The organism is Nocardia sp. XZ_19_385, from assembly GCF_015355755.1.
Lineage (GTDB): Bacteria > Actinomycetota > Actinomycetes > Mycobacteriales > Mycobacteriaceae > Nocardia.
The window spans coordinates 288,384-301,859 of sequence record NZ_JACVEE010000002.1 but is presented as its reverse complement, the minus strand read 5'-3'; the positions used below and the strand labels follow the sequence as shown (position 1 = coordinate 301,859).

Below are 13,476 nucleotides of genomic sequence, written 5' to 3'. Positions count from 1 at the left end.
CGCAGCAGCCTGCCCTGGCGAGCCGAACTGTTCCGGGTCGCGCCCGAAGACCACGTGCTGGCCTTCGTAGTGCACCACATCGCCGCGGACGGCGTCTCGATCGCTCCACTGGCCAGGGACCTGATGGTGGCCTACACGGCCCGGGTCGCCGGTCAGGCTCCGCGGTGGGTGCGACTTCCGGTGCAATACGCCGACTTCACGCTCTGGCAGCACGAAGTCCTGGGCTCCGCCGACGAGCCTGCGTCGCTGCTGGCGCGCCAGATCGAGCATTGGCGGGCCGAACTCGACGGGCTCGCTCCGGTTCTCGAACTGCCTGCCGACCGCCCGCGTCCACCGGTCGCGTCCGGTCGTGGCGCGACCCTGGAATTCCAGATACCGACGGGCCTCACCGCCGCACTGTCGGAACTGGCGCGCAAGCACGGTGTTTCGACGTTCATGGTGTTGCACGCCGCGTACGCCACACTCCTGTCCCGCTTGGCGCGGACCGCGGACATCGCGATCGGCACCCCGGTCGCCGGTCGTTCCGAGGAAGCTCTCGACGATCTCGTCGGCATGTTCGTCAACACCCTCGTCCTGCGGACACCGATCCGAGCCGAGGCGACCTTCACGGAATTGCTCGCCCAGGTGCGCGCCATCGACGTGCGCGCGTTCGCCAACGCCGACCTTCCCTTCGAGCGTCTGGTCGAGGAGCTGAATCCGGCTCGCTCGCAGGCGCATTCGCCGATCGTGCAGACCTTGCTCACCTTCGAGCATCGCGACGACACCGTGCTGCGGCTGCCCGGCCTGGAGGTCTCGGCATATCCGCTCGACAACCAGGTCGCCCAGTTCGACCTGTCCTTGGAACTGAGCGAGCACGCCGCGGACGCGGGGACCGCTCTGCGCGCGGTACTGCGGTACGCGACGGATCTGTTCGACCAGGCCACCATCGAAGGCTTCGGTGCTCGGTTCCTACGGGTGCTGACGACCGTGGCCGCTGATTCCGGGACCCGTCTCGGCGATATCGAACTGCTGGACGCCGCCGAACGTGCCCTGGTCCTGCGGCGTTGGAACGACACCGCACACCCGGCCGACCAGGCCGCGACGCTGGTGTCGATGTTCCAGGCGCAGGTCGCCAAGACTCCAGACGCGATCGCGTTGACCTTCGAGGGGACGAGTCTGTCCTACGCGGAGTTCAGCGGCCGGGTGAATCAGCTTGCCCGACACTTGATCTCGCTGGGTGTGGGTCCGGATTCGACGGTCGCCCTGGGTATGCGGCGCTCGCTGGAGCTGGTGGTCGGCATGTACGCGGTGGCTGTTGCCGGTGGCGCTTACGTGCCGCTGGATCCGGATCATCCTGCTGATCGCACCCGTTACGTGCTCGACACGGCCGCACCGGTGTGTGTGCTGACGACTTCCCGTGACGATGTCGACGCGGGCACTGTTGCGACCGTCGTGATCGACCTGGGGCCCGGTGAAGGGAACGGCCCTGATACCGGTTCGCTCTCCACGTCCACCCCGGACCACCGTCATCCCGGCGAACGCCGGGACCCATCTGCTGTGCTGCTGGACTACAGCGCCTACTCCGCAGACCTGATCACCGACACCGAACGTCTGGGCGTTCTCCGTCCTTCCAACACCGCATACGTGATCTTCACCTCCGGTTCGACCGGCCGCCCCAAGGGTGTCGCGGTCTCACACGCTGCAATCGTGAACCGCCTGGTGTGGATGCAGGACCGGTATGGCCTGCGTGCGGACGACGTGCTGCTGCAGAAGACCCCGGCCACCTTCGACGTCTCGGTGTGGGAGTTCTTCTGGCCCTTGCAGATCGGTGCCCGCCTGGTCGTGGCCCGCCCGGACGGCCATCGGGATCCGGCCTACCTGACAAACCTGATCGCCGCCGAGCAGATCACCACGATCCACTTCGTGCCGTCACTACTGGCGGTGTTCCTCGGTGCGACCCCAGCTGCAGGGACGCTACGGCGCATCTTCGCCTCAGGTGAGGCGCTTCCCGCGGCGACCGCGCAAAGGGCGCGCGAGCTCACCGGTGCCCGGCTGCACAACCTGTACGGCCCCACCGAAGCCGCCGTCGACGTCACCTTCCACGAGGTCACCGACGCCGACACCGCGTCGGTGCCGATCGGGCGCCCGGTGTTCAATACCGGACTGCTGGTGCTGGATTCGCGACTCCGCCCGGTACCGATAGGCGTGCCCGGTGAGTTGTACCTGGCCGGTGTGCAATTGGCGCACGGCTATGTCGCACGACCAGACCTGACCGCGGATCGTTTCGTCGCCAACCCGCACGGCGCGCGCGGCGAGCGCATGTACCGCACCGGTGACCTGGTGTCGTGGACCCCCGATGGCGAGCTGGAATATCTGGGCCGCACCGACTTCCAGGTCAAACTGCGGGGCCTGCGCATCGAACTCGGTGAGATCGAGTCGGTGCTCGCGGCTGTCGACGGCGTCGCGCAGGCCGCGGTGCGGCTGGTGCCGGACAGTGGCATCGACCATCTGGTGGCGTACCTGATCGCTGCCGACGATGCGGACAGTCTGATCGACCGCGTGCGACTATCGACCGCCGAGGCGCTACCCGCCTACATGGTGCCGTCCGCGTTCCTGGTGCTCGACGAGTTCCCGCTCAACGCCTCCGGCAAGCTGGACCAGAAAGCCCTGCCCGCACCGGTTTTCGAGGCTGCCATCTTCCGGGCGCCGGCTACGGCCGCGGAAGAGCTGGTCGCCCGGATCTTCGGCGATCTGCTCGGCCGCGAGCAGGTCGGCGCGGACGACGACTTCTTCGCCCTCGGCGGCAACTCGCTGATCGCCACCCAGGCCGTTTCCCGGCTCGGCGCGGAACTCCAGGCGGAGATCCCGCTGCGGATGCTGTTCGAGGCGCCGACCGTCGCCGGTCTCGCCGCCGGCGCGGCCCGTCTGACCGGCACCGGCCACCGCCCGCCGCTCACCCGGCAGCCTCGCCCGGACCTCATCCCGCTGTCTCCGGCCCAGCAGCGCATGTGGTTCCTCAACCGCTTCGACCCGGCCGACACCGTCAACAACATCCCGGTCGCCATGCGGCTCACCGGCCCGCTCGACACCGCCGCGCTGACCGCCGCGATCGCCGATGTGGTCGGACGGCACGAGACCTTGCGCACCGTTTACCCGGACCACGAGGGCATCGGCTACCAGCGGATTCTCGACCCGGCCGAGGTCCCCGCCGTCACCGTCATCCCGGCGAACAGTCACACCGTGACCGCCGCGTTGGCCGACTTCGCGGCCGAACCCTTCGATGTGACCAGCGCCGTCCCGGTGCGGATCGGTCTCGCCTGGCTGACCGAGCGGGAGCATCTGCTCGCCCTCGTGGTGCATCACATCGCCGCGGACGGGTTCTCCATGGGCCCGCTGGCTCGCGATATCGCCCTCGCTTACGCCGCCCGGGTGGCCGATACCGCTCCCGCGTGGCCCGAGCTGGCGGTGCAGTACGCCGATTACGCGCTGTGGCAGCGCGACATTCTCGGTACCGAGACCGACCCGGATTCTGTTGCGGCCCAACAGCTCCAGTATTGGCAGCGGACGCTGAACGGTCTGCCCGCGCAGCTGGATCTGCCCGCCGACCGGCCGCGCCCGGCTGTCGCCAGTCACGCGGCGGCGAGCTTTGCGGTACGTCTAGATGATGCGGTGCTGCACGGAATCGACGCTGTCGCAGCGCAGTACGAAGCTACGCCGTTCATGGTGGTGCACGCCGCCCTCGCCGCGCTGCTGGCCCGCCTCTCCGGTACCGCCGACATCGTCATCGGCGCGCCCCTCGCGGGCCGTGGCGACGCCGCACTCGACGACCTCGTCGGCATGTTCGTCAACACCCTGGTGCTGCGCACCGAGGTGCCGGGTTCGGACACCTTCGCCACGGTGCTGCGCCGGGTCCGCGAGGGTGACCTGGATGCGTTCGCGCACGCCGAGGTGCCGTTCGAGCGACTCGTCGAGGTGCTGGACCCGCCGCGCTCGGAGGCCCGCCATCCGCTGTTCCAGGTGGCGCTGTTCTTCCAGAACCTGGCAGCGGTCTCGGTCGAACTCGGCGGCCTGACCGTCGCCGAATACGAATTCGACTACCGCACAACCCGCTTCGATCTGCAGCTGACCGTCGCCGGCGATGTGCTCCGATTCGACTACGCCACCGATCTTTTCGACGCCGCCACCATCGCCACGATCGCGGCGCGTTTCACCCGCCTGCTGGCGCAGGTGACCTCTGATCCCAGCCGGATCATCGGCGATATCGACCTGTTCGATGCCGGTGAGCTGCGCCGCGTGGTCGCGGAGTGGAACGACTCCGCACACACCGCCTACGTAGCCGAGCTGCTCCTCGACGAATTCGAGGCCCAGGCCGCCGCCACACCGGACGATCCGGCGCTGGTCTACGTCCCGGACGGCGGCGCGGCCGTGACCACGCTGAGCTACGGCGACCTGGACCGGCGTTCCAACCAGCTCGCCCGTCACCTCATCTCGGTCGGCGCCGGCCCGGAGTCTCTGGTGGCCTTGGCTATTCGCCGCTCTACCGACTTGGTCGTGGCCATGTACGCGGTGCTCAAAGCCGGTGGCGCGTTCGTGCCGATCGACCCGGATCACCCCGCGCAGCGGATCGCGCACATCCTGGAGACGGCTCGGCCCGCGGCCTTGCTCATCAGGGCATCCGATCGCACCGCGATCGACCATCCGGGCCCGATCGTCACCGTGGACACCGTCGAGCTGCACGGTTACGCCGACGACGCGATCGCGGCGGGCGAACGCACCGCGCCGCTGCATCCGCAGCACCCGGCCTATGTCATCTTCACCTCCGGTTCCACCGGAAAGCCGAAGGGCGTCAACGTCTCCCACACCGCCATCGTCAACCAGATGACCTGGATGCAGGCGGAGTACGGCTTCGCCAGCGACGACGTCTACCTGCAGAAGACCGCCACCACCTTCGACGTGGCGCTGTGGGGCTACTTCCTGCCGCTGCGGGTCGGCGCCACCCTGGTCATCGCCACCCCGGACGGCCACCGCGACCCCGGCTATCTGACCGAGGTGATGGGCGCGCACGGTGTCACCGTCACCGATTTCGTGCCGTCGATGCTGAGTGTTTTCGCCGGGCACATCGCCACCGCCGGCTCGCGTGCCGCCCTGGCCACGTTGCGCACAGTCTTCGTCATCGGTGAGGCGTTGCCCGCCGAGACGGTGCGCGCGTTCGGCGCGGTGAGCCCGGCCCGCTTGCACAACCTGTACGGCCCGACCGAGGCCGCGGTCAGCATCACCTACCGCGAGGTCACCGGCGAGACCGATCGCACGGTCATGCCGATCGGCAACCCGGAGTGGAACAGCAAGGTGTACGTGCTGGATTCACGCCTGCGCCCGACTCTGCCCGGCGTGGCGGGGGAGCTGTACTTGGCGGGCGCCCAACTCGCCCGCGGTTATCACGGGCGCGCCGACCTCACCTCGGATCGCTTCGTGGCCAACCCCTTCGGCGCACCGGGCGAACGCATGTACCGCACCGGTGATCTGGTCCGGTGGGAGCTCGTCGAGGGCGGCCCGGCCGCCGAATTGCTGTATTTGGGTCGCACGGACTTCCAGGTGAAGTTCCGTGGCCAGCGCATCGAACTGGGCGAGATCGAATCGGTGCTCGCGGCGGTGCCCGGTGTTGCCCAGGCGACGGCAGCGGTAGTAGGCGAGAATTTGGTGGCATACGTGATCCCTGTGTCGCGCTCGGCCACAAGCACTTTGGTCCACACCGTGCGTACCGCCGCCGCGCAGGCGTTGCCGTCGTACATGCTGCCGTCGGCAGTTGTCGTGCTGGACGCGTTCCCGCTCAACGCCTCCGGAAAGCTGGACCGGAAAGCACTGCCGGAGCCGGTCTTCGACAGCGTCGCCTACCGCGCACCCGGCACCGAAGCCGAACGGCAGGTAGCCGAGACCTTCGCGGAAGTACTCGGCATCCAGCGAGTCGGCGCGGACGACAGCTTCTTCGATCTCGGCGGCAATTCGCTGAGCGCCACCCAGGTTCTGGCGCGACTCGGGGACCGGCTCGGCAAACGTGTTCCGGTGCGGGCGTTGTTCGAGGCGCCGACGGTCCATGCGCTGGCCCAGCACCTCGAGGTGGAGGCCGCATCCCTGCCGCTGCCCGCCTTGCAGGCGGGCCCGCGACCGGAGCTCATTCCGCTGGCGCCCGTCCAGCGGGGCATGTGGTTCCTCAATCGGCTCGATCCAGAGTCGGCGGCCCACAACATCCCGGTCGCGCTGCGGATAACCGGTGAGCTGGATGTGGCGGCGCTGGAGGATGCGTTCACCGATGTGATCACGCGCCACGAGGTGCTGCGGACCGTGTACCCCGTGGGCGCGGACGGGGTGGGCCACCAGGTGATCGTGCCCGCCGAGCCGCCCCCGGTCCGGCTGGCGGTGCGATCCGCCGACCAGTTACCGGACCAGATCGGCGAATTCCTCAGGGCCGGTTTCGATGTGACCACCGAAGTGCCGGTGCGCGCGGTGCTGTTGCGTGAAGGTCCGGCCAGTCACGTGCTGGTCGCCGTGCTGCATCACATTGCCGCCGACGGCTTTTCGATCACACCGCTGCTGCGTGATCTGCTGGGCTGCTACCTGTCCCGGGTGCTCGGCGGCACACTCCCGGGTCAGCCGCTCGCGGTGCAGTACGCCGATTACGCGCTGTGGCAGCACGAGGCTGTGGAAACAACGGCGGCGGAGCAGCTTTCGTACTGGAAGGAAGCACTGCGCGACCTGCCCGAGGAACTGCCGCTCCCGATGGATCGCCCGCGACCGGCGATCGCCTCCAAACGTGGCGGCAATATCCGCGCCCGCATCGGCGGGGGTGTCGGCGCCCGGGTGTGCGAACTGGCCATGCGGCACAACGCGACTCCGTTCATGGTCGTGCACGCGGCACTCGCGGTTTTGCTGTCCCGGCTGTCCGGTTCCACCGACATTCCCGTCGGCACGCCGGTCGCGGGCCGCGGTTCGGCGGTGCTGGACGACCTGGTCGGCATGTTCGTCAACCCCCTGGTGCTGCGCACGCATCCGACTGCGGGCCAGTCCTTCGTCGACCTGATCGGCGAGACCCGCGCGGTCGATCTCGCGGCCTTCGCCCACGCCACCGTCCCGTTCGAACGCGTCACCGACGAACTCGGCGTGACGCCCGGACAGGCCCGGCACCCGCTGTTCACCGTGGCCCTGAGCTACCTGAACACCGGTACCGAAACGGTCGGGTTACCCGGTCTGGAGCTGTCGGCGGTCGAATTCGACGAACCCGTCGCCCGCTTCGACCTGCAGTTCACGGTGGCCGCCGCGCTCGACGCCGACGGACATCTCGGGGTCGAACTGAACTACGCGACAGACCTCTTCGACGCCGCTACCGCCGCCGGGCTGCTGCGCCGGTTCGGCCGGGCGCTCGGTGCACTCACCGCCGACCCGCACGCGCCCATCGGCGCGGTCGACCTCCTGGCACCGGCCGAGCGGGCCGAGCTGCTGGGTCGCCGGGGCGGGAAGCCGGTTCCCGCGCAGACCCTGGCCTCGGTGCTGACGGCCGCGGTGGCGCGGAATCCGCACGGTACCGCGCTGATATACGGCGACCTGCGGTTGTCCTATCGCGCCCTCGACGAACAGTCCTCCCGGCTGGCACGCATGCTGATTCGGCACGGCATCGGCGCGGAAGATATTGTCGCCCTCGCGATTCCGCGCTCACCGGAGTCGGTGCTCGCGGTATGGGCGGTGGCCAAGACCGGTGCCGCGTTCGTTCCGGTCGATCCCACCTACCCGGCCGAGCGGATCGCGCACATGCTCGCCGATTCCGGTGCGGCACTTGGTTTGACCGTGCGAGCGGTGGCCGGTGCGGTGCCCAGCGGCACCGAATGGCTGGTGCTCGACGCTCCGGTCACCGCCGCCCGGATGCGGCACTGCAGCGCCACCGCGGTGACTCCCGATGAACTGGTGCGCCCGGTCCGTCCGTACAACCCGGCGTGGATGATCTACACCTCCGGCTCGACCGGCACCCCGAAGGGCGTGCTGGCCACCCACGCCGGTATCGCCGGAGTGGCTGTTGCGCAACGTGATCGGTACGCGGTCAGTTCGGACTCGCGGGTCCTGCATGTCGCATCGCCGAGCTTCGACGCGTCCATGCTGGAACTGCTGCTCGCGCTCGCCGCAGGGGCCGCATTGGTCGTCGCGCCCGCCGGGGTCTACGGCGGTGCGGAATTGACCGCGCTCATGCGCGACCAGCGGGTGACCCATGCGTTCCTCACCCCGGCCGTGCTGCAAACCCTCGACCCGGCGCAGCTCCCCGAGCTCGCGCATGTCACCGTCGGCGGCGAAGCCTACGGCCCGGAGGTGGTGCGGCGCTGGGCGATCGGCCGCAAGTTCTACAACACCTACGGCCCGACCGAAACCACCATCATCACCAATATCAGTGCGCCACTGCGGGCCGGGGAACCGATGGACATCGGGACGCCGATCCACGGCATGTCAGCGGTCGTCCTGGATGGCAGATTGCAGCCGGTGCCCGCCGGGGTGACCGGGGAGCTGTATCTCCGCGGTCCCGGTCTGGCGCGTGGATATCATGCGCGACCGGCACTTTCGTCTGACCGGTTCGTCGCGGATCTCTTTGTTCCGGGTGGGCGGCTTTACCGCACCGGCGATCTGGTGCGCTGGATCGCCGCCGGGACGATCCAATATGTCGGACGCGCTGACCAGCAGGTGAAGGTACGCGGCCTGCGGATCGAACTCGGCGAGATCGACGCTGTGCTGGCGGGACACGAAACCGTCGAGTTCGCGGCGACCGTCGGACATATCGACAACAGCGGCACGACCGCTCTGGTCTCGTATGTGGTTGCCGCCCAAAAACACTCAGTCGATATCGAAGAGTTGTTCACCCACGCCGGTAAATCGCTGGCCGCCTACATGGTGCCTGCGAGCATCATGGTGCTCGACGAGATACCGCTGACTCCGGTCGGGAAGCTGGACCGGAAAGCTCTGCCGGAACCAGTTTTCCGGTCCGCGGAGTTTCAGGCGCCGGTCAATGCGGCCGAAAGCGCCGTTGCCGAGATCATCGCCGACGTCCTCGGCCTGGACGATCCGGTCGGCCGCGACGACGACTTCTTCGCACGCGGCGGCAACTCGCTGACGGCAACCCAATTGGCGGCCCGCCTCGGCTCCCGATTCGGCGTCAGCGTCGGCGTCCGCACGATCTTCGAGAATCCCACGGTGTCCGCGCTGGCCACCGCCCTCGGCGACACCACGGAAACCGCCCCGGCCCGACCGCAACTCACCAGGCGCGGCGACACCGGCCCGGTGCCGTTGTCGCTGGCCCAGCAGCGGATGTGGTTCCTCAACCGCCTGGACCGCCAGTCCACCGCCTACAACATCCCGCTCGCGGTGCGGTTGACCGGCGACCTGGACGTGCCCGCGCTCGGTGCCGCGATCGCCGACGTGATCGAGCGCCACGAAGTGCTGCGCACCGTCTACCCGCAGCAGGATGCCGGACCCGTCCAGGTCGTGCTGCCGATGTCGGAGGCTCCGATTCCGGCGCTGTCGCCGGTGCGAGTGTGTCCCGACGACTTGCCGACGGCGATCGCCGATTTCGTCGGCGCGGGATTCGATGTCACCGAATCCGTCCCGCTGCGAGCGCGCCTGTTCGTCCCCATGACGACCCCGAGCCACGCGCCGGTCCGGCCCGGCACCGTCGAGGACGCGAATACATCCGCGCCGACTCGACCGGCGGCCGCCCGGAGCACCGAAACCGCGTCCGATGTCGGCCGCCGCTGGCAAGCCGTCGCCGCGGGCGTGTACGCCGTGGTGGACGCGGCGCGGGCGGGCAAGTTCGGCAGCCTCGAACCGGATACCGAGGCGCGGGTATCCGAGGTGGAGGCGCCGGCCTACCTCGCCCGGTCGCCCCAGGAGCATGTGCTGGTCGTCGTGCTGCACCACATCGCCGCCGACGGCTCCTCGCTGGTGCCCCTCGCCCGGGATGTAATGGTGGCCTACGCCGCCCGCAAGGCCGGTCATGCTCCGGTGTGGTCGCCACTGCCGGTGCAGTACGCAGACTACAGCCGCTGGCAGCGGGCTTTGCTCGGCTCCGAGGAAGCGCCGGATTCGCTGATTTCCCAGCAGCTTTCGTACTGGACCGGCACGCTGGCCGGGCTCCCCGCCCAGTTGAGTCTGCCTGCCGACCGGCCGCGCCCGCCGATGGTCTCGACCCAGGGCAAGCACGTCGACTTCACCCTCGAGCCCGCCTTGCACGCGCGCCTGCAGGACCTGGGGCGCGATACCGGAGCCACGCTGTTCATGGTGATGCACGCCGCGTTCGCGGTGCTGCTGTTCCGGCTGGCGCGGACCGAGGACGTCGCGGTCGGCACACCGGTCGCCGGGCGCGGCGAGGCCGAACTCGACGATCTGGTCGGCATGTTCGTCAACACCCTGGTGTTGCGCACCGAGGTGCCCGCCACCGCCGGCTTCCGGGCCCTGCTGGCACGGGTCCGCACCGCGGATCTCGCCGCCTTCTCGCACGCCGACGTGCCGTTCGAGCGGCTGGTGGAGGTCCTGAACCCGGAGCGCTCCACCGCCCGGCATCCGCTGTTCCAGGTCGGGTTCTCCTTCCACAATCAGGCCGAAGCCGATCTCGAACTGGACGGATTGCGGGTCACGGCAGTCGATTTCGACTCCGGAGTATCGCAGTTCGACCTGCACCTGGTGATCACCGATCGCTACGACGCCGACGGCGCACCTGCGGGCATGGCCGCCTCGATCACCTATGCGACCGCCCTGTTCGACGAATCGACAGTGGCGGGCTTCGCGGGACGGCTGCAACGGCTCCTGGCGGCGGTCTGTACCTCGCCGGACCTGCCGGTGGGTGATCTGCCGCTGCTGGACGCGGCCGAGTCGGAACGGGTGCTCAGTACCTGGAACCAGGCCGAGCGAGAATTCACCCCGGGTACGCTGATCGCCGGATTCCAGGCGCAGGTGGCGCGGACGCCGGCCGCGGTCGCGATCGACGATGGCGAAACCCTGCTGACATACGCCGAGTTCGCGGCCGAGGTCAACCGGTTGGCCCGCGTCCTCATCGGCCGCGGGATCGGACCGGAATCGCTGGTGGCCCTGGCTATTCCGCGCAGCATCGATCTGCTGGTCGCGATGTACGCGGTGGTGACTGCGGGCGGAGCCTATGTTCCGCTCGATCCGTCGCACCCCCTGGACCGCACCGTGCGCGTGCTCCTGACTGCCAACCCCGACCTGGTGCTCGTCTCCGCCCGGCAACCGCTGTTGCCGCCGGAGGTATCAGAACACGAACTCCTACTGGATATTTCGTCTATCGAAGCTGATGTGGACGCGGGCCCTGTCGCCGACCGGGATCGACTGGCGGCGTTGCGCCCGGAGCACACCGCCTACGTTGTCTTCACTTCCGGATCCACCGGAACGCCCAAGGGCGTAGCGGTTTCGCACGCCGCCGTCGCCCATCAGCTCGACTGGATGCAATCCGAATATGGTTTGGACACCAGCGATTCGGTCTTGCTGATGACCTCGGCCGCCTTCGACCTGTCGGTATGGGAATTCTGGTGGGCGCTGCGCACCGGTGCGCATGTGGTGCTGGCACCGCAAGGCGCGCACCGAGATCCGGCCGCGCTGCTGGACCTGGTGCGGACCGAAGAGGTGTCCACCGTGACGCTGGTGCCCTCCCTGCTCGCCATGCTGGCCGAGGTGTCGGGTACGCGGCGACTACCCGGCGCGCTGCGCCGGATCCTGGTCATCGGCGAGCCCCTGCCCGCCGCGACGGTGGACCGGGTGCGGCCGCTGACCGCCGCCCGCATCGACAACCTCTACGGCCCAACCGAAGCCGCGGTTTCCGTCACCCGCTATCGCACCGGCATCGAAACCGCCCCCATTGTCCCGATCGGGACCGTCCAGGACGGCAACCAGGTCTATGTCCTCGACGACCGCCTGCATCCGGTCCCGGTAGGCGTCACCGGCGAGCTGTACCTCGGCGGCGCACAGCTGGCCCGCGGCTACCACGGGCGCTCCGACCTGAGCGCGGAACGCTTCGTGGCCAACCCGTTCGGCGACCCGGGCACTCGCCTGTATCGCACCGGCGACATGGTTCGCTGGTCCGCCGACGGCAACCTCGACTACGTCGAGCGTCGCGACTTCCAGGTGAAGGTGCGCGGCTACCGCATCGAACTCGCCGAAATCGAGCACGCGCTGCGCTCGCACCCGGGTGTCGGCGATGTCATCGTGGTCGCACACCGGTCCGGTAGCGACAACGCCCTGCTCGCGGGCTATTTCACCGCGGCCGGGCAGATGGATCCGAGCGAGCTGCGCTCGGCGCTGTCCGAAGCCCTGCCCAGCTACATGGTCCCGTCGGTGCTCACCCAGCTGGACGCGCTGCCGTTGAACGCGAACGGAAAGATCGACCGCAACGCGCTTCCCCGCCCCGAGCTGAGCAAGCGTGAGTTCCGTGCCCCCGCAACCGAACTGGAACGCACCGTCTGTGGGGTCTTCGCCGGGGTGCTCGGCGTCGAGCCGATCGGCCTGGACGACAACTTCTTCGAACGCGGCGGCAACTCCCTGCTGGCCACCCGGCTGTCGGTCCAGCTGAGTGCCGCACTGGCCGAGGAGGTTTCCCTCGTCTGGCTGTTCGCCGCCCCGACCCCGGCCACCCTGCTCGCCCAGCTGACCCTGGCGCGGTCCGGCCGCGGCCAAGTCGATGTGGACGCCGCCTTCGACGTGCTGCTGCCGCTGCGCCCCGGCGGTACCAAGGAACCGGTGTTCTGCCTGCACCCCGCGGGTGGCGTGGCCTGGTCCTTCGCCGGACTCGCCGCGCACATCGATCCGGAGCGCGGCATCTACGGCCTGCAGTCCCCGGTCCTCAATTCCGCGGCCCCGCTACCGGATTCGATCGAGGACTGGGCCCGCCACTACGTCCGCGAGATCCGCGCGGTGCAACCGGACGGCCCGTACCACTTGCTCGGCTGGTCCCTCGGCGGCGTGCTCGCCCACGCCGTCGCCATCCAATTGCAGGACGACGGCCGCCACGTCGCGCTGCTCGCCATGATGGACAGTCCGCGCACCGTCTCGATGGCCGAGCCGGCGGCCGTTCCGGTCGCCGAGCTGCTCGGTGGCCTGCTCGGCGACCAGGCCACCGACTCCGATCTCGACCTCGACCAGCTGTCGGCCCGGCTCACCGAGCTGCCTGAGCCGTTCGCGTCCTTCGGCGCGCACCGCCTCACCCGCCTGCTCGACGCGGGCACGCACTCGCTGGCCCTGATCACCCGCTACCGCGCCCGCCGCTACAAGGGCGATCTCGTCTATTTCACCGCGGCACTGGACGATCCGACCGGCGCCGCCGGCGCCTCGAGCTGGTCCGACGCCGTGGACGGCACGGTGCACAACCACGCCGTCCAAGCGACGCACTGGCGCATGACCTCCGGGCCGGCCCTGTCCCGCATCGGCCACGTCCTGACCGCGCTCTGGTCGACCGGCGCCTGA

At 69.1% G+C, this 13,476-nt stretch carries 1 protein-coding gene (cut by a window edge); it reads left to right on the top strand.

The window, feature by feature from the left end; translation table 11 throughout:
• On the top strand, positions 1–13,476 hold the 3' portion of the coding sequence (locus IBX22_RS14005) for a non-ribosomal peptide synthetase (protein ID WP_194816021.1). It extends 12,087 nt beyond the left edge of the window; the window shows 13,476 of its 25,563 coding nt (coding positions 12,088–25,563); its start codon lies off the left edge, out of view; the stop codon is at positions 13,474–13,476.